The organism is Streptomyces sp. P9-2B-2, from assembly GCF_030406865.1.
Lineage (GTDB): Bacteria > Actinomycetota > Actinomycetes > Streptomycetales > Streptomycetaceae > Streptomyces > Streptomyces platensis.
Window position 1 is genome coordinate 583,800 of record NZ_CP129126.1, and the last position, 21,977, is coordinate 605,776.

The 21,977-nt window shown below is 67.2% G+C and carries 15 protein-coding genes and 1 pseudogene; 4 read left to right on the top strand and 12 right to left on the bottom strand.

Translation table 11 applies throughout. The features are described 5' to 3' along the window. The first annotated feature begins 12 nt into the window (after positions 1-12). Positions 13-1,419 (top strand): M1 family metallopeptidase, encoded by a 1,407-nt coding sequence (locus tag QT196_RS02690; RefSeq protein WP_266735230.1) that lies wholly within the window; start codon positions 13-15, stop codon positions 1,417-1,419. A gap of 99 nt (positions 1,420-1,518) precedes the next feature. Here the strand turns inward: QT196_RS02690 and QT196_RS02695 are convergent, their stop codons facing one another. From QT196_RS02695 to QT196_RS02705, 3 genes and pseudogenes are all read right to left on the bottom strand, one after another. After that, complete coding sequence (locus QT196_RS02695; RefSeq protein ID WP_168477201.1) at positions 1,519-1,776, bottom strand: hypothetical protein; 258 nt, start codon at positions 1,774-1,776, stop codon at positions 1,519-1,521. 192 nt (positions 1,777-1,968) lie between these two features. Further along, positions 1,969-2,706 carry a hypothetical protein gene (locus QT196_RS02700; protein WP_290354262.1) on the bottom strand — a complete coding sequence of 246 codons (738 nt, stop codon included), beginning with the start codon at positions 2,704-2,706 and terminating at the stop codon, positions 1,969-1,971. A gap of 181 nt (positions 2,707-2,887) precedes the next feature. Then, a pseudogene (locus QT196_RS02705) lies at positions 2,888-3,389 on the bottom strand (serine hydrolase domain-containing protein); the annotation flags it as partial. A gap of 91 nt (positions 3,390-3,480) precedes the next feature. Between QT196_RS02705 and QT196_RS02710 the strand changes: the two are divergent. The 3 genes from QT196_RS02710 (at position 3,481) to QT196_RS02720 (ending at position 9,081) form a co-directional block, all read left to right on the top strand. Next, complete coding sequence (locus QT196_RS02710; RefSeq protein ID WP_168477205.1) at positions 3,481-4,203, top strand: ABC transporter ATP-binding protein; 723 nt, start codon at positions 3,481-3,483, stop codon at positions 4,201-4,203. Further along, positions 4,200-5,855, top strand: a complete 1,656-nt coding sequence (locus QT196_RS02715) for a DUF6297 family protein (protein WP_290354263.1) — start codon at positions 4,200-4,202, stop codon at positions 5,853-5,855. Before QT196_RS02710 ends, QT196_RS02715 begins: the two co-directional genes overlap by 4 nt. Positions 5,856-6,000: 145 nt before the next feature. Then, positions 6,001-9,081: an AMP-binding protein gene (locus QT196_RS02720; RefSeq protein ID WP_168483521.1), complete on the top strand. Its 3,081-nt coding sequence runs from the start codon at positions 6,001-6,003 to the stop codon at positions 9,079-9,081. Positions 9,082-9,107: 26 nt separating this feature from the next. On the opposite strand, the gene QT196_RS02725 is transcribed toward QT196_RS02720, so the two are convergent. The 9 genes from QT196_RS02725 to QT196_RS02765 all read right to left on the bottom strand — a co-directional run bounded on the left by QT196_RS02725 (position 9,108) and on the right by QT196_RS02765 (position 21,767). Next, positions 9,108-10,256, bottom strand: a complete 1,149-nt coding sequence (locus QT196_RS02725; protein ID WP_248000992.1) for a cytochrome P450 — start codon at positions 10,254-10,256, stop codon at positions 9,108-9,110. 81 nt (positions 10,257-10,337) lie between these two features. Then, positions 10,338-12,290 (bottom strand): TOMM precursor leader peptide-binding protein, encoded by a 1,953-nt coding sequence (locus QT196_RS02730; protein WP_290354265.1) that lies wholly within the window; start codon positions 12,288-12,290, stop codon positions 10,338-10,340. After that, positions 12,283-14,178: a hypothetical protein gene (locus tag QT196_RS02735; RefSeq protein WP_290354266.1), complete on the bottom strand. Its 1,896-nt coding sequence runs from the start codon at positions 14,176-14,178 to the stop codon at positions 12,283-12,285. The genes QT196_RS02730 and QT196_RS02735 overlap by 8 nt, the downstream gene beginning before the upstream one ends. Beyond that, a complete protein-coding gene (locus tag QT196_RS02740) occupies positions 14,175-15,452 on the bottom strand; it encodes a SagB family peptide dehydrogenase (RefSeq protein WP_266735218.1) in 1,278 nt (425 codons plus the stop codon). Before QT196_RS02740 ends, QT196_RS02735 begins: the two co-directional genes overlap by 4 nt. 104 nt (positions 15,453-15,556) lie before the next feature. Beyond that, positions 15,557-16,675: a thiopeptide maturation pyridine synthase gene (locus tag QT196_RS02745; protein WP_266735216.1), complete on the bottom strand. Its 1,119-nt coding sequence runs from the start codon at positions 16,673-16,675 to the stop codon at positions 15,557-15,559. After that, the gene (locus QT196_RS02750; RefSeq protein WP_168477218.1) at positions 16,672-17,580 is read right to left on the bottom strand and encodes a thiopeptide-type bacteriocin biosynthesis protein; all 909 of its coding nucleotides are present in this window, start codon (positions 17,578-17,580) and stop codon (positions 16,672-16,674) included. The genes QT196_RS02745 and QT196_RS02750 overlap by 4 nt, the downstream gene beginning before the upstream one ends. Before the next feature lie 38 nt (positions 17,581-17,618). Continuing rightward, positions 17,619-20,249, bottom strand: coding sequence for a lantibiotic dehydratase (locus QT196_RS02755; protein ID WP_290354267.1), 2,631 nt, complete (start codon positions 20,247-20,249; stop codon positions 17,619-17,621). A gap of 129 nt (positions 20,250-20,378) precedes the next feature. Next, positions 20,379-20,543 carry a thiomuracin/GE37468 family thiazolyl RiPP peptide gene (locus QT196_RS02760; protein ID WP_168477222.1) on the bottom strand — a complete coding sequence of 55 codons (165 nt, stop codon included), beginning with the start codon at positions 20,541-20,543 and terminating at the stop codon, positions 20,379-20,381. A 618-nt stretch (positions 20,544-21,161) separates the two neighbouring features. Then, on the bottom strand, positions 21,162-21,767 hold the full coding sequence (locus QT196_RS02765; RefSeq protein WP_266735209.1) for a pyridoxamine 5'-phosphate oxidase family protein: 606 nt from the start codon (positions 21,765-21,767) through the stop codon (positions 21,162-21,164). Positions 21,768-21,977 lie beyond the last annotated feature (210 nt).

Below are 21,977 nucleotides of genomic sequence, written 5' to 3' on the forward strand. Positions count from 1 at the left end.
GGAGGGAGACCGTTGAACCCCCAACAGGTTTCCGGTCCCGGCGCCGACCCGTACTTCCCGGACCATGGCGACCCCCGCTACCAGGTGCAACACTACGAGCTCGACCTGGACTACCGCCCGCTGCCCAACCGGCTCAGCGGCTCGGCCCGGCTCAGCGCACTGACCGGCCCCGCCGCACTGGGCGAGATCGCACTCGACCTGGCCCCCTTCAGAATTCACCGGGTGCTCGTCGACGGCCGTACCGCGCGCTACACCCACCGGGCGGGCAAGCTGCGCATCCGACCGGCCCGAGCACTCGCCCCGGGCACCTCCTTCACCGTCGAAGTGCGCTACACCGGCAATCCCCAGCCGGTGAACAGCCCCTGGGGCGGCCTGGGCTGGGAGGAACTGACCGAAGGTGCGCTGGTGGCCAGCCAGCCGGTCGGCGCACCGTCCTGGTACCCCTGCAACGACCGTCCGGCCGACAAGGCGTCCTACCGGATCTCGATCACCACACCGTCCCCCTACACCGTGGTGGCCGGCGGCCGACTGCTCTCCCGTACCACCCGGGCGAGCAGCACCACCTGGGTCTACGAGCAGCCGGCCCCCACCTCCACCTACCTGGTCACCGTCTCTCTCGGCAGGTACACGGCCGTGCCCCTCACCTCGCCGGCGCCGGCGGACGGACCGCACCCGCCGGTGCCGCAGACCGCCTACCTGCCCGCACGGCTGCTGCCCCCATTCACCGTGGACTTCGCTCGGCAGGACCGGATGATGCGGTTCTTCGAGGCGGTATTCGGGGCATTCCCCTTCGGGGAGTACGCGGTCGTGATCACCGACGAGGAACTGACCGTCCCGGTGGAGGCCCAGGGAGTGGCCACCTTCGGCACCAACCACGTCGACGGCGCCCGCACCTCGGAGCGCCTGATCGCCCACGAACTGGCCCATCAGTGGTTCGGCAACAGCGTCTCCGTCGCCGACTGGCAGCACATCTGGCTCAACGAGGGCTTCGCCAAATACGCGGAGTGGCTGTGGTCGGAGCAGAGCGGAGGCACCACGGCGGCCGCGCACGCCGCTGAGGCACACCGAACGCTGGCCTTGCTTCCGCTGGACCTGCGGCTGGCCGACCCGGGCAAACAGCGAATGTTCGACGACCGGCTCTACGAACGAGGGGGGCTGACGGTCCATGCCCTGCGCTGTGCCCTGGGCGAAGACGCCTTCTTCCGCATGCTCAGGGACTGGGCCACGAAGTATCGCCACGGCACCGTGAGCACCGCCGACTTCACCGCACACGCCCAGCGGTACGCCGCCTCACCCCTCGACGAACTCTTCGATGCCTGGCTGCACGAGCCTTCCCTGCCCCCGCTACCGGACCCCACGGACCGCACCACCGCTCGCCCCGGCCGGGCAAGCCGCTCTCGCAAGGGCGACTCCCCATGAGGAAGAGAACATGACCGCGCGGTGCCCGACACCGAGCTTGGCAAGGCGGTCCCCACGGGGGTAGCAAGACCCGGCGCGACCACAACCTGTCGTACGCCCTCAGGAAGTGACCTTGGCGGTCAGCCCATAGTCCAGCTCGGTGCCATCGACGAGGAGCGCCTCGACCGTACGCGTGCTGGGGTCGATGTCGGCCACGATCCCGTGTCCGGCGTAGCGGGGGTAGCCAGAGGCGCCCGTCTCGCCGGTGGCCTCGACGACCGCCGATCGGACGGCTGAGTCCTCCTCGGAGGCACCGCCCCTGTCCTCAACATGTTCGGGGACCAACAAGATCGTGAAGCGCTGCGGCTTTGTAGTCACGCTCCGATATTTAAGTGTCTGCGCCACCAGCCGTGGGGCAGGCGCGCGGCATCGGATGTGCACATGTGGGCTCGCCGACGGTCCGCCATCGGGGAACCGGGCGCGGCGGCCGGCCCACGGGCAGCCGCCCTCGTGTGTCGGTCAGCGGTGGAGCCGCCGGAGGCAACTCCACCGCCGTAGCCGGGTGGGCGTTTACGCGTGGGCGCTGATCACGCCGCCGCTGCTGAGCACGATGTAGACGCCGTTCGCGTCGAGACCGACGTCATGCCCCTTCGTCTCCAGCGTGGCAGCCACGCCGTCATGGCCGATGATCTGCGCGCGGTACTTCAGCTCGCCGACCTTCGTGACCTTGGCCGTCCAGCCGCCCGCGAGCTTGAAGGTGCCCGGTCCCTGCTGTCCGCCGCCCATCCAGGAATGGACCTGGCCGTCCAGCGTGAGGGTGACGAACATGTCGTTGGCGTCGAGACCGTCGTCATGCCCCTTCGTCTCCAGCGTGGCCAGGACCGAACCGTGGGCGACGATCTTGGCGCGGTAGTGCTGGTCACCGAGCTTGGTGACCTCGGCCGTGCTGATGCCGTCCGCCAGACGCTGGGTGCGGCCCGCGGACCCCGCCTTGCCCCCCTCGGCGGTCTGCCCGCCACCGGACCGCTTGCCCGACTGCTTGCCCGACTGCTTTCCCGCGGCGCCCGCCTCGGTGTCGGGCTTGGCAGGGGCGCTCGGCGGGGCGTCGGAGCCCTGCGCCTTGGGGGAGGAGCCCGTGCCGCCGGAGTCGGCGGCCATGCCCGTGTCCGACTGGCCCGGGGGCTTGGTACCGGCGGCGTCCGAGTCGGAGCAGGCGGTCAGGGTAAGGGCGGCGGCCGCGGTCAGAGCCGCGGCGGCAACACGCAGGGTACGGCGACGTGCGGTGCGGACGGTGTTGCTGGAGCTCATTTCAGGTCCCCCCGGACGGTCGGTGTCGTTCTCTCTTCGGTACGTCACCACTCTGATCGCGACCAATAGCGCGAGACTGCCGCTCCGCTAACGTCCGGCTAACACGGGCGTGAGCAGGGGAAAGACGCCGGAGCCGGAGAGAGCTCTCCTGACGCCGCCACCACCGCGCGGGATCCCCCGCTTCCCCCGCCGCCCAGCCCCAGGAAGGGTCCCATTCCGTGACGTCGCGCGGCGGAGCTCCTGCGGAATCCTCGTAGTAGCCCTTGGGTGATCAGGCCGGCCAGCACGTAATTCGTGTTGCTGCACTTCCATTTCGTCCCGGGGACGAAGTCGGCTTTGTGCTGGAGCGCAATATCGAGAAGGTCGAGGGGCTTGTAGTAGCGGACGTCGTCGCCGAGGTACGGGACGTAGTTGGGAAGTCCGCTAATGTGCTGCAAGAGCTGACGGACGGTGATGTGGCGTCCGTCGATCCCCTCCCCGCGTGCCAGGCCCGGCAGATAGGTTTCGACCGGGGCGTCGAGGCCGATCTTCCCCTCACTGACCAGTTGCAGCACGATCACCGCGGTGAACATCTTGGTGTTGCTGCCGATCCGCAACTGACCGTCCCTGGGAACCTTCGAGCCGGTTGCCAGCTCTGCCCCTGAACGCCCGCCCGACGGTGGGCGGCAGCGAACATCGGTCAACCTTGCCGCCGGACCGTCGGCGCGGCAACTGTGGTCATCGGCCTGGCCGCTAGGCTCGCGATATCGGATCTTTCCTCATATCGGAGGCACGATGCCCAGCAAGACAAGCAAAGCCGGCGGAGATGCCGTCCCCGCCTTATTGCAGCTTCGCGGGATCAGCCGCACCTACGGTGATCGCCAGGCCCTGCACCCCCTGGACCTGAAGGTGCCGGCCGGTACCTGCACCGCCCTCTTCGGACACAACGGCTCGGGAAAATCCACGTTGCTGCGCATCGCCAGCGGCCGGGACAAACCGACCACCGGCACAGCACTGTTCGACGGCAGGGTCATCGACGAGGACGACCCCGGGGTACGCGCCAGGGTCGCCGTAGCCGGCGACAGCGTCGCCTTCTATCCCGATCTGAGTGTGCACGACCATCTCAAGCTCATCACCGTGGCCCACGACGTGGCCGACGCGGACGAGTGGATCGATCAAGTCCTGACCGACCGCCGTCTTGAGGGCCACGCCCACCATCTCCCCGCCGCCCTGTCATCGGGACAGATGCAGGCATTCCTGCTTGCTGCTGCCCTGGTCCGCCCCCGCGATCTTCTCGTACTCGATGAGCCGGAGCAGCGCCTGGACCCGGACTCCCGGAGGCGCCTGAGCGAACTGCTCATCGGAGAGAAAGAGGACGGCGTAGCGGTTCTGCTCGCCACCCATCAGGCAGATCTCGTTCGAGCGGTGGCCGACCGGGTGGTCGCTCTGGAGGACGGCAAAGTCGTGGCCTCCGGCTCCCCGGCCAGTGTTCTCCAGCAGTTAGGTGGCCACCAGTGAGCGACGAGACAGCCTGGACGCCGGAGTACGACCGCACTTCCGAGACGTTGCGCTGGCTGCGCGACAAACGCCGCAGCCACCGCAGCAGACGGAATCGTGATCTCGGAGTCATCGGTTACTCACTCGTCCTGCTCGCCGGCGGCTACGGCACGACCTTCGTCTACCGCTTCGCCAAGCGCCTGGAGCACGCGGCCGCCCATGGGGACGCCTTGGAGGCGATCCGCCGTACGCTTCCCGCCGGTCTGGTGCTGCTGGCTCTCAGTTTGGTGGTGCTCGCCGCGCGCGACGCGCTGTGGCGCGGGCCGGTGATCGTGCCGGGACCGGACGCCGCGTGGCTTCTCAGCCAGCCGGTCGACCGGGCACGGGTGCTACGCCCCTACTTCCGCCTCACTGCTGGACTCGCTGTCGTCGCCGGGGTGCTGTGCGCGGTCGCCGGGGGGATTCTGCTGCACCTGACCGGACTCTCGTCGCTGGGTACCGGGTTTGCCAGCTGTCTGCCCGCCGGGCTGTGTCTCCCGCTCCTGGCGGTCGTGCTCGCCCTCCAGGTCGAACGACGGACCAGCCTGGGAACCCGGGTCAGGGCATGGACGCCGTACGCCGTGCTGCTGTTGGTGATGCTCGTCGCGCAGGCGGGGTGGGCGGCTGCTGGGCACCGGCTTCCCGTGCTGGAGCAGGTCGAGCTGTGGTCCGGGCCCTGGGGCTGGGCCGCGCAACCGGTCGTCCATGCGGCGGGTGGCTCGGCGCACACATGGCCCGCCGCTGTTGCGCTGCTCGTGGTCCTCACCGCCGCGGCGACGCGGTACGCGCATACGGTTTCCGCGACCGTCCCCACAACGCAGTTGCGTGCTCGCGCGGCGACGGCCACCACGGTCGCATCGGTGATGTGGTCGGTGGAACTGCGCGCCGCGAAGCTGGCAGTGAGCGAGGCGCTCGGACGTGACGGGCATGAGTCACGGCGTCGGCTGCCCATGCCGCGCAGCAAGTACCTTGTGGTGATGTGGCGCGACGCCGTGGCGTTGTTGCGCGCACCGGGCCGTGTCGGCAGCGCGGCCCTCTGGACCGCGGCCGGCGCAGCGACGTCGGGGATGGCCGCATCGCTCGACGGCCGAAGCAGGGTCGCCGCTGTGGTCACGGCCTTGTTTTTCGGGTATCTGGCGGTTGGTCAGCTGGCCGAGTCGGCGCGATGGGAGGCGGACGATCTCCGGCGCTCATCATGGTCTCCCTTCCGCTTCGCGACCTTGATGCTCCATCACGCGATCGTCCCGGCAGGGCTCGGCGCGGCATTGGCTTTCCTGGCGGCCGTACCCTTCGCCCTGAACGGAGCTGCCTGGGCGCTCCTGATGATGCCGGTGTGCGCGCTGCCGTTCGCCGCGGCCTCGATCGTGGCGGCGGTCCGCGGACCGGTCCGGTCCGAGCTGCTGTTCATCGGCATCCCTACTCCCTTCGGGGACCTCAGCTTCTTCGTCTTCCTGTTCTGGTACGCAGCACCGCTGCTGATCTCGGTGACCACCCTGAGTTTCGCGCTGGAAGCCGTCCTTGCCCATGGAGCCGGCGTCGAGGCCCTTGCGTGCATGGTGCTGGCCTCCTTGGCGTTGACGGCCGTGCTGCTCCTCGGCGCCTCCCACCTGGCCAGGAAATTGCGCAGGCATTGATCGAGGCAGGGGGAGGTGGAAACTCCGAAATCGCACAAGTGGTCGCCGACGCAGAGATAGTGTGCAAGCTGTGGCGGCTGCGCAGCACCTGCGCCCGTGCCCTGGACACAATCGGAGGCGCCAGGTGGCAATAGCCAAACTGCCGATGTCGGTATTGCACGGCCCACGCACTCCCTACTCCGAGGGAGACCGCATCGATGCCCTTGTGGACCGTGCAGCCACTGCCAATCCGGCAGCCGTCGCACTTCGGTGGCGAGACACCTCAGTGTCCTACCGCGCACTGGTAGCGGCGGCGGACCGGGCGGCTGCGGTCCTGACTGGGCAGGGAGTGGTCGCCGGTGACGTGGTGGTGGTCCGGGCTGAGCGCACTCCCGAGACGATGACCGTCTTGCTGGGGCTACTGAAGGTGGGCGCGGTCTATGCGTGCGCGCCTGTTGACTGGCCGGTTGGCCGCTGCCGACAACTCGTCGAGCAAACCGGCGCCACGGTGTGTGTGGCGTCGGTGCCCGGAGAGCCGGTCGGCACCGCCACCACTCTGACCGTTGAGGAGGTGCTCGCGATCCGCCCCGATCGCCCTGTCTCAGCGGCCAGGCCCGCGCCGCCCACGAGCGGCACAGATCCCTTCTGTGTTTTCCTCACGTCCGGCAGCACCGGCATGCCCAAAGCTGTGCTTGCGCCGCACCGGGGCGTCGCACGCACAGCAATCGACATCAGACGCCTGCACGACGCCCCACTGACCACTCTGCAAGTCTCCTCGATGGCCTGGGACATCTTCGCCCTCGAACTATGGGTGACTCTGATCAACGGCGGCACCTGTGTGCTCTTCGATGATCGATACCTGACGGGGCAGCGGTTACGCGAACTGGTCCGAGACGGACTCACCATGCTGGCGATCGCCACTCCCCTGTTCGGCATGCTCGTCGATGACGACCCGGGTTCACTCGCCGGACTGCGCCTCGTCTTCGTCGGCGGCGAACGGCTGCCGGGCGGCCACGTCGCCCGATGTCTGCGACAGCATCCAGGGCTTCAGCTGGTGAATGCCTACGGTCCGGTGGAGAACACCATCAACAGTACTCTGTGGGTCGCCCGGACTGATGAGTTGGCCGATGACGTGCCCATCGGCACGCCGGTGACCAATACATCCGTGCACCTCCTCGACGAGCAGCACACTGTCGTGCCCACGGGGCACGTGGGCGAGATCGCGCTCAGCGGGGACGGCGTATCGCTGGGGTATCTCGGAACCGGCGCCGAGGCGAATCAGCGGTTCATCGAGCTCCAGGCTGACGGTGCGGTCCGGGCCTATCTGACCGGTGACCTGGCACGGATCAACGACCGGGGGCAATTGGTGTTTGCCGGTCGCAAGGACCGTCAGCTCAAGGTACGGGGGTTGCGTATCGAGCCGGAGGAGATCGAACGCCTCGTCGAGTCCGTGCCCGGCATCACCCGAGCCGTCGCGATGGCGCTGCCGCTCGATGCACTGAACAAGACCCGTCTGGCGGCGTTCTACGTCACCCCGCACGGGGGCGTGGACCCCCAGCAGGTGCGGGCCGCGGTCACCAGGACATTGCCGGCCGGCTTCGTGCCCGACGTCCTGCGCGCCATCGACGAACTTCCTCTCACCGCGAACGGCAAGGCCGACGAGCGGGCCCTTGCCGCGCTCCTGCCGGCACCGGCTGCCGGCGACAGTGTGGCGAACGAAGACCACGACATCGAAGCCATCCGTTCGGTCGCTTCAGAGCTGCTGGGGTACCCGGTCGCCCCCGGGGACGACCTGTTCGACCGCGGCGCCACCTCCCTGACGGCCATGCGCCTGGCCACGCGGTTGAGCAGCAGATTCTCACGCACCATCAAGGTTTCCGATATCTTCCGCACGCGCTCGCCGCAACGGATCGCGGAGCTGCTCGGCCGGGCACCCGCCTCTCCGAGCGGCACTGACACGGGGCGCGCGGATCCCGGTCCCGAGACGGAATACACGCCGCATGAACTCCCTTTCGTCTTCGGCAGCTTCTGGACGGCACTGCGCAACGGCACCCGTCTCGACGAGGCCGTGGTTCCGGTGATCTACCGGCTGCGAGGCACTCTCGATGCGGCAGTACTCTCAGAAGCCCTGGACCACCTGGTGGCCCGCCATGAGGTGCTACGGGTACGTTTCAGCTCTGACCGGGAACATCCACAGGTCCGTGTCCTGCCTGCCGGTGAGACCACAGGGGTGTTGAAGCTTCAGCCGGCGGTGTCGACCCTGGCAGAGGCGGAGCGGGCGGCAACCGCGTGGGCGATGCGCCCCTTCGATCTGGTGGCCGGCAGTCCGATCAGGGCCGCGCTCTTCCCGGCCGGTCCGCACGAGGCGGTGCTCGCCATCAGCGTCCACCACATCTTCTTCGACGGTTGGTCCGCCCGTCTGTTCAGCGAGGAACTCGCCGATGCCTACAAGGCGCTGCTCCGCGGCATCATCCCGCAGGCCGATCAACCACCGTCGTACTTCCGTGTCATCGCTGCCCAGCGTGAGCAGTACCGGAAGCGGTTCCCGTTCGCTGTCTGGTCCCGGCGCAAGCGCATGGCTGACGCCCCCGAGCTGACCTTTCCGCTGAACGACCGAAGGCCTTGGAGCGGTCCGGCAGACGAGTTGCCGCTGGCCATCGACCCAGAGCTGATCGCCGAGGTGGGTGCCGCAGCTGCCGCTGTGCAGGGGACTGCCATGTCGGTGTTCTATGCCGCCTACGTGATGCTCCTGCGCGCGTACACGGGAGCGCCCGACCCGGCTGTCGCCATTCCCGTGAGTGGCCGGTACACGGAGCAGGAGGCCACTCTGGTCGGCTGCATGGCCGGCCTGTTGCCGCTGCGGCTGCCGGCCGAAGCTGACACACCGCAGATGCTGGCGCTTACCGCCGCTGAGGAACTGCGTGCCGCGATGAAGCCGCCGCTGGTACCGATGAATGCGATCATGCCCAAGCTTCCTGACGGCCACCGAAGGCACCCGCTATTGCAGGCATATCTGCTTCAGGAGGAGATCCCCCCGGCCTCCATGCGGTGGGGTGACGCTGAGGCCGAGCTCATTCGTAGCCCGGCCGCCAATGCCGTGCCGGAGTTGACCGTGGAGTTGTGGCCGCACCCTGCCGTCGGCGGTGTGTTGCGTTACCGGCGCGACGCCATACCGGACGACGATGCCCGAATGCTGGCCCGTCAGTTCGTGGACAACGTCCGGCAGGTCGTGCAGGCCTTGGCCTGACCAGCCTTCCGCCGGCGGCCCTCGCTCTACCACCTGACGGGCAGTGCCTGCGGCCCGAGCGCCGATCGCCCGAGCTTCCACGACACTTCGTGCGCCGAGACCGCCAGCGCAAGGGCGGGCAGGCGGGCCAGCAATGCGCCTATCGCGGCCCGTAGTTCGATCCTGGCGAGCTGCGCTCCCAGGCAGTGATGCGGCCCGTGGCCGAAGGCCAGGTGCCGATTGGGCTCCCGCTGGAAGTCCAGCTCGTCAGGGTCCGTGAAGACTGATTCGTCGCGGTTGGCCGAATCCGCCTGCACCACGACCGAGTCGCCGGCTCGTACCAGTCCACCGCTCAGACGGACGTCCTCCGTGGCGATCCGGGTGAAGCCGGAGAGGGTTCCGATCGGCACGAAGCGCAGCAACTCTTCGATGGCCGGCTCCAACATGTCGGGGTGGGCGCGCAGTTGCTCAAGGTGTGCAGGGTTCACGAGGAGCGTATAAAGGAAATTGCCGAGCTCGTCGGTGGTCGTCTCGTGGCCGGCCAACAGGAGAGTTACCGCGAAGCTCACCAGTTCCTGTTCGCTGAGCCGCTCCTCTTCATCACGCGCTCGCACCAGCGTTCCGAGCAAATTGTCGGACGGATTCTCTCGTTCGACGGAGATCCTGTCGGCCAGGTAGTCCCAGGGGAGCTGTCCTGCCTGCTTCATCTTGGCGACCGCATCGGCGCCGGTGGACCGCATCGCTTCTGACCATGTGTAAAAGAGGTGCCGCTCGCCAAAGGGAACGCCCAGCAACTCGCAGATCACCATGACAGGAAGCGGTCGGGTGACGTGAGCCACCATGTCAGCGGGCTTCCCGTGCCCGACCAGTTCGTCGATGAGCTCATCGACGAACTGCTCCACCTTTGGACGTAGCTCCTCCATACGGCGAGGGGTGAATGCACGCGAAACCAGCCTGCGGTGACGGGTGTGGTCCGGTGGGTCAAGCGTCAGAATGCTCGACACCCGCTGGACGAGCGGGACCAGCCGCGGTACGTCCCGCCCGAGCGTGGCCGCCCGACTGAATCTGCGGTCGCCGAGGACTGTACGCACGTCCTCGTACCGCGTCACCAGCCACGCCTGGCCGCCATAAGGCATGGTGACACGGGCGAGCGGCGCATCGTGCCGCAAGCGCGCGAACTCGGGGTCGATGCCCACTCCCCTGGCCTGGCGGAAAGGGTACGAAGGCGGGGTCGGGGTTGCTTGTCCTTCAGTGCTGGCCATCGGCGTCGTCGGTCCTCAGGGAAACGGGTGCGGGTGGGGGTTGAGATCCTCGTTTGTCACGGGCGGGTTCCGGTCGCCGAGCAGACGCGGTATGTCGAAGAGCCGCGGCAGGCCGTGCACTCTGCGCATTCCGTGGCCGAACGTCATGGGTATCGTGCCCGGCACGATCACCTTGACGCAGGCAAGAGCTGCGCGACGGTGCTCCGGCGTCGTCTGGTCAACGACCAGCACATCCAAGCCGGTCTCCAGATAGCGCCCGATGACCTGATTGACGTCCTGGGTGAGATCGTCGGGAGAGACAGGGATGCTGTTCGCCGCCATCTCCCGCAAGGAGCGAACCTCCTGCGAGGCGAACAGGAACGCCAACCGAGGAAAGACCTCCGGATCGGCGTACAGCAGGGAGTGGTCGCCCATCGTCCGGACCAGGTGCGAGTCCTTGGTCATCGCAGAGACGTGCTCCCGTCGCTGTTCATAGGAGCGGTCCACGCTCGCGAGGATCGGACCGAGTTCGCACAGCGCGTTCAGCACCGCCCGCTCCGGGTCGATGTGCGAGCCCCCTGCACACACCGCCCTCGCCCGCACCGTGTCATCGGGCCGGCCGACGGCGATGGCCCACACGCACGGGATGTTCTGCTCAACCGTGGTGTCCAGGACCGTGATCGTCCGGTCGTTCTCCTCCTCAAGGTGCGCCGCGAGCAACCGCAGCCGAGGATCGCGGGCGGAGGCCAGATCGATCACGGGCAGCGGCCGCTGCCCGTACCACGCCATGAGGAAGGCATCCCGTTCGGCGACCTCAAGGAGACCGTAGAGAATCGCCTCCTCGATGCAGCTCCCCAGCGCGCAGCCATTCGATATCTCGTACGCGAGTCGCGGCTCATCCGGCTCCAGGACGTGCGCACCGTAATACGCGTAGCTCTCAGGCACCAGCACCGAACGCCGACGACGAAAGGAGTATGCCCATACCCAACGCAGCTGGAGGGCGTCATGGAACGGTGAGAACGGGAAGTCCGGACCGGAGTAACGCTCGTCGTCGTACAGACCCAGCGAGACCGGGTCGACGGCCAGTTCGCGAACCTCTCGATAGGCAGCGCGCACTGCCGTGCGTTTGCCGCCCGCCTGCAAGCCGCCCCATCGTTCGACCGCCTCCAGCACGGCGGTCACCGTGCTCACGCGGTAACTGTCACTCCGTCCCCAACCCGCCTCGGTACCCGATGCGCCACGCATCGCCAGCGGAGCCTTGGCGACCGGCAGCCCCCCCTCGTCGCCCGTCTGCACCTCGCTGACCAGCCCCGCCTCGGGGTCCACGTAGGTGCTCAGAAGGCTCTCCCGGGCGTCGACGACGGCCCGCGTGCGGTAGGCGCCGGGCGCAAGTTTGAGCCTCCGCGTCAGCGACAGCACAGCATCCTCCGCTGTGTCCTCCGGCAGTTCCCCACACACCTGGCACAGCGGATCGGGCAGCACATGGTGTGTCCGGACGGTGAGATCCGCCAACGACACCCGGAGGAAAGACGATGCCGTACGTGGTCCGCCCCCTTCCACGAGGGCTGTGATCTCGTCATGCACCAGCGCGGCCACTGCATCGACGGCGAAGCTGGTCAGCCAGGACGAGGGCCGGCTCGCCAGGACCTGCTGGTTCCGCCTGATCGCCAGTTCGCGTTCTGGATGGTTACGGCTGCGGCGCAGCCGGGCGCACATCCAGCAGCCCGCCCTTCCCAGCCTGGTCAGCGGGCCGATGACCACGTGCCCCAGCTCCGTCGACACCGGCAGGACTGCTGCCGCGCCTTTCGGGCCCAGCGCCACAGCATCCTCCAGCCATGCGTCCGCGACGACGACCACGGCAGCCGAGTCCTCCGTCGAAGCATCAGGCGACGCGCAGCTGATCCGGGGATCAGCGGCCAGTTGCATCGCGACGGCATCGTGTAGCCGACCTTCACCCAGGACGCTGACGAGCGGACGCGCATTACTCATTGATCAGCACCACGTTCCCGGCATAGGGCGTGATCCGGTTCATCGCCGGATCATGGTTCAACGGAACCAGCACGGGCGTCTGCCCGGTCTGCCGCAGTGCGCTGACGGCATCGTCCAAGGACGCGTCCTGCGGCGGCGACCACTGAGCAGTGCTTTCCCGCACCTTGCGGCCGAGGCACGAAAGCGGTCGGCCCGACTGCGCTGCCACGAGCACGGCCTCCAGGGAAGCCCGGACGGCCTCGACCAGACGGAGTCTGCACTTCACCTGGACGGCAGCGTCGTTCACCATGACAGCCACCGTCGGCACGCCTGCCCGCCCGCTGAGGTCGATGAGCCGGAGGTCGTGGCCGAGTGCGGTGAGCAGCCGGCGGTAGCGCTTGCTCACCGGGTCCGCGTCGATCACCTCTTGCCCGACCCGCGGCCCACTCAACTCCCTTGGGCCCGCGAGCACGGCGGCGCGACATTGCGCAAGGACGGCGACGCTCGTCATGGTCGTCCAGTCGAGGCCGTAGCCGAGTCCCGCCGGCAGCATGCTGCCCTCGGACAGAACGGGGAACGCCTCGCGCGCATCGACCAGGCAAGGTTGTGCGTCTTCGAGACGGATTCCCCACAATCGGGCATCGGCCTCCCCCGCCCGGATCAGACGGATCATGTCATCGGGGTCATCAGGAAGGCGAACACCACCCTGGCTGTGCACATGCAAGCGCCGAGGATCGACGGTCACGGCACCGTACGTTCCGATGGCCTTCAGCGCCGTGCGGTGCCGCGCGGTGGCGAAGTCCGGCCCAGAAGCGGTCACCACCAACGGGCCATCGGCCCAAGGAGGCATAGCAATGAGCGCGCGCGCCTGGCGGAGCGGCAGCTGTGGCAGTTCGTCCTCCGCCAGGTCTCGGATGGGCCCGAAACGCGCATCGATCGCCTGCACTGCTCGTGCGGAGAACTCGGCCTCGGAGCATCCCTGCCCCCGCCGCAGCTCGCGGACTGTGCGGTCGAAATCCGCCCGGGACTGAGGCCGCGCCTTTCTGACGGACAAGTGCGGCAGCACATCATGGCGACGTGTTTCCAGCGTCCGCGTGGCGAAGGAACAGAGCCTCTGATCGCCGGATCCGGCAGCACCCGTGACACACCGGAACAGCTGGAACACCATGTGGTTCGCCAGGACGCGCCCGGCAGCACCCGATGGTGGTTCCGGTTCCGTCTTGAACGGCTTCCTGTCCTCGGGACGCAGCCGCAGCCACACAGACGTCCAGTCGACCGTCGTACAAGGCCCGACCAGCACCTCCGACTCCGAGATCAGCGCTTGAACCAGCGGTACGTCACGGTCGGCGCAGACACCGGCGAGAGCGGAAGCGTGCGACAGGCCCGTTGAGTTGAAGAGGTGCAGCGCGAAGTCGATGCCCTCGTGAACAATCGTGTGCAGGGCACCGTCGGGCACCGCACCGCCCTCGTCGAGGACCGTCTCCACCCTCGTCACACCACTTGCGGACAGAGCCCCGAGACAATGAGCGAGGAGCCGATCGGGCCCGATCACCAGCGCCCTGCCGTTGCGGTAGCGCTGGACGGCAGGGTCGGGGTCACCCATGACCTGCTGTACGAAGCCTGCGTCCGGGTCCGCACTCGTGGTGGGCGTCCGGCCCGGCCGGACATCCTCCACCAGCCCCTGACGGACGAGCGCGTCCAGCAGCTCGACGACCAGGCGGCGGCCCCGCTCCGGTAGGCGCGCCGTGAGCTCGTCCACCGTGTGGCATCCGTTGAGCCGTGGCGCAAGTCTCTCCACCATGGCGGCGACGGACGGTTCCTTCACGGTCAGCAAACCGGCGGGAGTCAGCCAAACCAAGCCCTCGTTCACCCACGTGAAATAGGTGTCGTCCTTGAGCCGAGGCCTCATCCGGTGCTCTCTCTCCGCGCCGCGGGCAGACTTCCCAGTGCGAATTCGCCGACACTGGTCTCTTCGAAATAGTCCAGTCCGGTTGCCTCGGCGAAAGCATCCGAATCGCCCACCCCCAGCGCACAGGGCGCCAGCCGCATGGCTGTCGCCGCGAGGTACATGCTCTGGTACAGCACCCCGACGTGCTTGAGCGTCAACGCGTAGCCCATCGCCTGGTACTTCCACGCCAGGCGGCCGAACCTGGTGGCGATGACCAGCAGCACCTGCGGTGTGGCTTCCCCGGTCATACCCGTTGCTGACGCCTTCATCAGCCAGCGCAGCGCTGTCGCCGACGCCGGGACCGGGTGCAGCCGGTGGCCGTGCGGGGCGTAGTGGTAAAGGCCGGCGTCCAGCCCACGCACGTTGCGGACCAGCGGGTACACCTCCAGCTCATAGGCAGCACCGCCCGCGGGGTACGGCCGACTGGAGACGTCGAGTCCCTCGGTGTCGCTGCCCGTTGCCCGTACCCGAGCGGTGCGGAAGAGGAACTCGCCCAACTCCTCAACGGTCAGCGGGTTGTCCTCGTCGTAGGAACGGAGGGACTGCCGCGCTTCCATGACCTCGGCCAGCGCGGGATCCTGTACACGGAGTCTGTCCAGGTCGGGCCGCGGCAGCTCGATGGCCGCCGCCAGCCACCGCGGGTGCTTGCCCGTTGGCGCGTCGAACCTCCCCTTCGCCCAGTACGATCCGCCGAAGTCCTGGCCCATCCGGTGGTCGCCACGCAGCCTGCTGCCGTGATGAAAGGCCAGTTCATGGGGGCTCCACTGGACCCTGCTGAGGGATTGGGTCTCGGCCGCGGTCGCGAGGAGGCCGGCGTCGGCCAACTCACCGGCGAGCAGACGTACCGCCTCAAGGGGCACGTCAGGTAGTTCCCGGTGTGCCGCACACGCAGTCAGGACCGGCTCTGCGAGACGGCTGTCGTACAGGCGCACTTCCGCCCAGGCAGCCGGAGACTCCACCACGAACTCGTCACCGTCCCGGCGGACCGAGACGAACCGGGACAGCCGGCGCGGCTCCGCGGGAGGCAACGGCTTTCGGTGCGGTACCAGCGGCCGGCTACTGAACAGCGGACGGTCTCCGCAGACGACGGTGGTGATCAGCCAGCCGCCCGAGGACAGCATGGCGAGCAGCCTCTCGGCCTGATCGCGGGGACAGCGTTCGGTGAGCTCCTCCGCCGACCGGTCAGTGGACAGGACCTGCAACAACGACCGCTGCTCGGCGGTCAGTCGCCCCATCTCCTGAAGGTGCGGCCAGGCGGCCAAAGCCACCTCGCCAGAAGCGGTCCGCACGCTGTGCACGCCATCTTTGAGCCGGTACAGGCGACGCACGTTCCCATGGCTCACGACGGCTCCCGCAGGATCGTGGCCCTGCGCTGCAACTCGCCGGGTGCGGGCAGCCGCACCTCGGTGGCCGCGACACCGAACAGGTCCTCAACAGTGTTCGCCGCAAGGTGGCACAGCAGGAACCGCTCCACCGGTGACAGCCCCAAGCGGGTCAACTGTAGATATGTGTAATTCAGGATCAGTCGGTACTGGTCGAACCAGAGCTGGTCAACCACTTCGCCTGCCGGCCGGCGGTGGCTGTGGAACGCGCTCTTGCGTGCCATCTCGGCGATCAGCTCGTCGTCCTCGGAGAACCGGCCTGCCCAGGGCGGATCCATGGACAGCTCACCGGCGGTCATCAGCTCGGCCCCGCGCGGCAAAAAGGGAGCTGCCTGCTGCACCCAGCGGCACACCAGGCCTTTCGACTCCGTCGGTGACTCAACTGCCCGCATGACGTGACGTACACGTTCGGCGAGCTTCCCAGCATGCGCGGTGTAGTGCTGGTCCCATGCCTGCCGTAACCCCTCGGCCTCCGGCCACCAAGACAGAAAGGCTTCGGCATGCGACCGGAAGGACACAAAACCGCGTTGCAGCCCGACGCCGGACAACGCATGTGCCGTGGCGATCATGGTGTCGAAGCACAGCCCGGCCAACGGGCTGCCACGACGGTGCGTGTGGTCAAGCATCTCGAAGGCGAGCGGCGTGGTGGAGTCATAGAAATCCGCGAGCAGCTCGGCGGCCTGCACACTGCCGAGAACGTGCAGCCGCTGGTCATGGCCGGCCTCATGGACGGAGTTGTCCGCGTACAACGGAGTGACCGGGCCCGGTTCATGTTCGAGCTGCGCAAGACGTGTGTGCTGGGTCTCCAGCGTGGCCGCGTCGATCACTGCGGTTGACGGATGCTCGGCCAAATATGGCGTGATCACCTCGGCCAGTGCAGGCACCACCGTCGCCGCGAAGGCTTCGGGCTCAGCGTTCACATTGATACGAACGTGCGGGCCGCGCAACCAGTGCAAGAGGTAGTGCGCCCCGGACACCTGCGGCGCTATCCGCTGCAAGAAAGGGCGGACAGCATCCAGCAGTAGGCCGCTCTTGTCGTGGTCGTAGTAGTAGACGTGGAAGCTCCGCCACATCATGCGCCCTCCAATACGGCAGGATCGGTGATCGCACGGGCCGCCAGGTAACGCAGCGAGCCCTCGGCGTCGATGCGTACCCCCACGCGATTGGCGAAGAGGTGCGCACACAGGTCCGCCGCTGACTCCGCTGACGGCGCGCACGCGTCGGCACCCAGCGCGTCCACCACACCCGAGACAGAAGACGCCCACCGCTTCAGGCTGCTGTCGTCCGGCATGTGCGGCCATGCGCGCCCGACCTTGCGCATGGTGGCGGTGAGCGTCAGCAAGCGCTCGCGCCGGCGCAGAAACCGGGCGTCCGACGCCGCCACCGCATCCACTGCTCCTGGCACGCGCCGTGCGGACACTTTGGCGAGCTGCCGTCCGGCGAGCTCATGCACGTCCTGAGCACTGAGGAACCAAGCCAGCAACAGATGGCACAGAGCGGCCAGTTCACGCTGTTCGGGGCCGGTTGTGCCACGCAGCAGCTCCAATGTGAGCTCACTCGAGGTGCTGAAGTGCTCCTCCACGACTTCCAGCGTCGCGCCCTGACCGTAACGGTGATGCTCGGGAACATAGGGCAGGAAGTGCACGGAATTGTTGGCGTACATGCGCTCCGTGGGCCGCACGCCTTCCCACGCCCCGATCTCGCGGGCGGAGTGCAGGTACTCCTCCTGACTGAGCACCTCCGGGGCCGGGCTGTGCGCGAAGTACGCGAAGGCCCGCTGCTCGATGAGGCCGCGCACTGCGGCGACAGCCTCCAGGCAGGAAGGCAGCACACGGAATCGGATATGTGGACCGCCGTCCCAGTACCGGAGGAAGAACCCGCGATCCGCCAATCGCCGCTCACGCAGTTCGTCGAGCAAGGGGTCCACCAGGTCGGTCAACAAGCGATCAAGGTTGCCCTGAGAGAAGAGATGCGCGCTCACCCAGAAACGGTCGCCCCCCACGCGGCGTTCGTGGCGCATCAGGATCCGTCCGCGGTCAGTTCGACGACGAACTCGGCGACTCTGGGCCCGTCACACTCGAACGGGGACGGATCGGAAGGGTCGGGCAGGGCCTCCTCGAAGCCGACTCTGCCGCTGAACTCCTTGGTCATGTTCCTGAAGACGGCCACCATCGACAGGCTGGCGAAGTCGAGGAACATCGGCTTTCTGGACTTCACGAACACTCGGCTCACCCAGTCACCATCTGTCGCATACAAGCGGACGAAGCAGCGCCGGGGTATCTCATGAGCACGGAGCCATTCCGCCAAGCGCAGCAGATACGCACCGTCCGGTTCGCCGGCGCGTTCCTGCGGTACGCACGCGATCGGAGCCGACCATTCGGCCCGCTGTACGACGGCCCTACCCACCTCGATGCGGGGTTGGAAGGCGACGTCCGAGGACTCAACGACCTCTCGGGGCTTGAGCAGCGAAAGGCTCGGGTGCAGCAGATAGGACTGCCCGAACGCCGCGAACAGCAAGCGGGCCGCAGGCGGCAGCAACGGATCAGCCATCATCCCCAGATGCGCGGGTTGCACGCGCCGGCCCTTGGACCGCGACCACAGTTCGATCGTCGCGCCCGACGGCATGTGCCGCACGAGGAGGTCGTTGAGTGGGATCCGCTCGTCGTCCAGGCGCGTACTGGTGGTGTACGGGTAGTCGAGTTCATACGGGGCGACGGCCCTCCGCAGGTTCACCGAAACCCCGAAGGTGCCGGACATCTCGGCAAGGAGCGGAGCGTGCGCGTCGTCATCGGTACGTGGCACGTCGTGGATGCGCCCGCCGGCCTGGTCGAGCAAACGCGACCATCGAGCACGCCCCTTTCCCCATCCGCCGCTGATCGTGTTCACCACTGCCTTCAGTTCGCCGTTCACGGTGTACGGCTGGAGGTAGCAGGCGATCGATCCCGGGGTACGGACCCAGTCAGGCCACTGTGATGACAACTCCGTCAAGACCGCGGGATCAGCGTGTAGGACGCCGTCTTCCCGGCGATCGGCCGACAGCACGGTTTCCAGGGATTCGCGGCGCAGTCGGTGCAGCCGACTCAACGAGGGCACGGGGCTCCGCTCCAGCTCGTCAGCCGGGACCGGATTGCTGAGCTGGAGGAAGGGGCGCAATGGGCCCAGCCAGCTGGGGCAGTTCGCATCGTCGCGAGCGTGGTCGGCCTGCACCGCCTCATGCAACGCGAGAAACGGAACGCTCGCTCCGGCACCGAAGCGGTGTCCTACATACGCGGTGAAGGCAACGCGGACCGGCAGCATGCGATCGTGCAGGGCAAGCCAGCGCCGCAACACGTCCAAGTCGTCGAGCACCGGCCGCCAGTGATAAGCCGAGCAGCTGATGTCACCCCCGACGCGGACGGCACTCTCGTGAAAGGCGACCTTGCGCAGAACGTCGGCCTTCGGCCAGTCGAGCCCCAGTTCCTGCCCGATGTCGGCGACCAGCGAGGAGATCGCACGCTGTTGCTCCCGATACGGTGCCACGGCTGTCGGCGATGGATCCTGCCGAAGTGTCGCGCGCAGGGACTCCAGTGAAGGGATGACTTTCCGACGCCGGTCCGAATCCGTGGTATCGAGGAACCTGATGAGGTCGTCCAGTGGCCTCTCCGACTGGTCCGGCACCGGCGATTCGTACTCCAGCACACCCAACCGGACGAGTTGCTCGCAAAAGCGGACCGCCGCCGACCGCTGCGGGGTACGCGCAGCCAGTGTGCTGTGTAGGTGCTCCACCGTGCATCCGTCACCGACGATTCTCAGACACTCCCTGACTTCCCGGGAGGCACGAATGGCCACCAACGGCTCTGCCGGCCTTCGCCCGAGGAAGGTGTACCGGCCGTCGAGCTCGTTCAGGCTGGGGTTCGGCCGGATCCGCAAGGCGCCGCTCGGCATGCCCTCAGCGAGTAGAGAATTGACGGTCTGCTCCAGGACCATACGGTCCAGTTCGAGCACGCAGCGCAGCTCGTCCCTGCCCGATGAGGAGAAGAGCGGCCCTGTGCCGGCCCAGGCCCCGGCGGCCGTTGCGGTGAAGGTGCTGTACGGGCTGGTCTTGGTGGCCGCTCGGGAAACGAACTTCGTCAACCCGATGGCCGTGCGCCGCCGCAGCTTCGATTGGCCGGCATTTTCAAGGCGCAGCAGCTCGTCCAGCAGGGCGGGGCTGGCCTGAGACAGGGCATGCCGGAACACCGGGTCAGTAGCTGCTTTGAGGAGGCTTCTCGTTTCCTCGTGCGTTTCCTGCTCCGCGGTCACAAAGAGTTCAGCCAGGGCCGATTCGCGTCTCCGCATGCGAATCAGCCATTGTTCGACTTGTGCCGCCACTTCCCCCGGGAGGGTCCTCGCGACGCTCGGACCCCATTCACCTTTGGCCGGAAATCTTCGCCGATGGACACAACGTCGCAATGCCACCAGGCGGGGTTTGAATGCAGAGTCGACGAGCCCGCCGATCACTGAATACAGTGCGCCCTTCAGGCTTTCGGCGTCGATATTCAGTGCATCGTCCAGTGCCTGAATCTCTTCGACCAATCCCCAGGAACGACACGGCGTCAATTCATTCAACACCGAGGCTGGGAGTCCGCAGAAGCGCACGAAAAAGGATTCCCTGACGGAGTACGAAGTCACGCATCATCCTTGCCTGAAGCCCACTCATGCCCAGAATCTTCATACCGGGAACGTCCTACTCCGCTGACTTACCACGCAATGCCGCCAGCGGGCGCCAGGGCAGCGATGCTCCTGACGCCCACCCCTTGGTTACGGCAGCGACGAACAGGAGCTTCCGCAGCTCGGCGACGAAGTACCGTTCTCCACCAGCCCGTGGCCGCTGGTCAACGACTCCACCGTGAGCCCACGGTCAGCCAGCTCGAATACATCCGAGGGGATGTCCGCAAGGTCGAAATCGAACTCGGTGTCTTCCATCTATGACTCCTTCCGCAACAGGATTAGTTCTCTGTCAGGTAATGACGGAGAAACTGGCAAGGAGCGTCGTCAGGTTATGCCGCCCCCATGTGTCACAGTCGATGACGCTAACAGCAGCCGTTGACAAGTGCCACCGTCCCAAGAATGTGATGGGACAAGTTCCGGCCAAGGCGAGAGGGACTGGTCATTTGCGGAACAATTGATTCCGATATCACCCGGCAGACGGGCATTGAGCAGCCGCGGCTCTTCATTCGTTCCTTGGATGCCGAGCTGCATCGCAAGGCGGAGGGACGTCCGGATACTGGGCGTATCCGGATGTTCCGACAACGCGGCGTGGGGGCACCTCCCAGCGTTAGCTGGGGGAATGCCGTAGCTGTCGTCGTGCGCCCGCCAGGGTTACGGGACAGCCCTTAGGCATGGGAGCGTACCTGCGCGTCTCCTCTGACCGTTTGCCCTCCAGGCCGGCGTCTACCGTCAGCTCGAAGACGCCAAGGACGCCAAAGACACCCAGGCGCGCCTGCGGTCACGTGGTCGAACGCGCGGAGGCGCGGAGGCGCGGAGGCGCGGAGGCGCGGGTGGCGTGACCGTCTCCTGGCGGATATCCCGCCGTGGCGTCCCCTAACCGCCGTGGGTTGTGGTCCTCGGAAGCGGTGGCAGCGGCAGGGGAAGACCCGGCAGGCCGTCGATGCTGGTTGCGATGTGGTCCTTCTTCTGGAAGTACGCGTCGAGTGACTCATCGGTCTCGCGCGCGAAGCGCGACGCGTGCAGCGGGCGGTCTTCGTCGTAGGCCATGAACGGGACGGCGTACCCGCAGGTGTCGCGGATACTCTCGGCCGCCACGACGATGATCGCTCGCAGGCCGTGCGCGGTCGGGTCGATGTCCGGGAAGTGCTGCATCAGCTCGTTCCAACGGGCATCGTCGCGGAAGACCGGCTCTCCGCGACCGTGTACGCGCACGATGTTGGGGGGACCGTCGAAGGCACACCACATCAGGGTGATGCGGCCGTTCTCGCGCAGATGCGCGATCGTCTCGGCGTTGCTGCCGGCGAAATCGAGGTAGGCCACGGTGAGTTCGTCGATCACGGCGAAGGAGCCGTTCAGACCCTTGGGCGAAAGGTTGATGGTGCCGTCGCCGTCCAGCGGCGCCGTCGCGGTGAAAAAGATGTGCTGTGCCTCGATGAAGGCCCGTAGCCTGCCGTCTATTCGCTCGTAGCTCTTCCCCATTGCTCGATTATGACGGTGACCCCCTCCCCTGCGGGAGGGGGTGGGGATCAGGCGGCAGGGGAATCAACCACCACCAGCGCAGGTCATCACCACGTCACCACGTCACCCATCGAGTTCGTCATCCCCAGCCTCCGCGGCGGCTCCCCCGGCGCGGCGGCACGCCACCAGGACGCGGCCCGGGATGGGCGGCAAGTGAGGTGCGCAGGCCAA

Excerpts from the sequence above, each read along its gene's own strand:
- QT196_RS02730 (WP_290354265.1), bottom strand. The coding sequence starts at position 12,290 with ATGAGTAATGCGCGTCCGCTCGTCAGCGTCCTGGGTGAAGGTCGGCTA.
- QT196_RS02710 (WP_168477205.1), top strand. The coding sequence starts at position 3,481 with ATGCCCAGCAAGACAAGCAAAGCCGGCGGAGATGCCGTCCCCGCCTTA.
- QT196_RS02765 (WP_266735209.1), bottom strand. The coding sequence starts at position 21,767 with ATGGGGAAGAGCTACGAGCGAATAGACGGCAGGCTACGGGCCTTCATC.
- QT196_RS02700 (WP_290354262.1), bottom strand. The coding sequence starts at position 2,706 with ATGAGCTCCAGCAACACCGTCCGCACCGCACGTCGCCGTACCCTGCGT.
- QT196_RS02720 (WP_168483521.1), top strand. The coding sequence starts at position 6,001 with ATGTCGGTATTGCACGGCCCACGCACTCCCTACTCCGAGGGAGACCGC.
- QT196_RS02735 (WP_290354266.1), bottom strand. The coding sequence starts at position 14,178 with ATGAGGCCTCGGCTCAAGGACGACACCTATTTCACGTGGGTGAACGAG.
- QT196_RS02760 (WP_168477222.1), bottom strand. The coding sequence starts at position 20,543 with ATGGAAGACACCGAGTTCGATTTCGACCTTGCGGACATCCCCTCGGAT.
- QT196_RS02740 (WP_266735218.1), bottom strand. The coding sequence starts at position 15,452 with ATGGGGCGACTGACCGCCGAGCAGCGGTCGTTGTTGCAGGTCCTGTCC.
- QT196_RS02745 (WP_266735216.1), bottom strand. The coding sequence starts at position 16,675 with ATGATGTGGCGGAGCTTCCACGTCTACTACTACGACCACGACAAGAGC.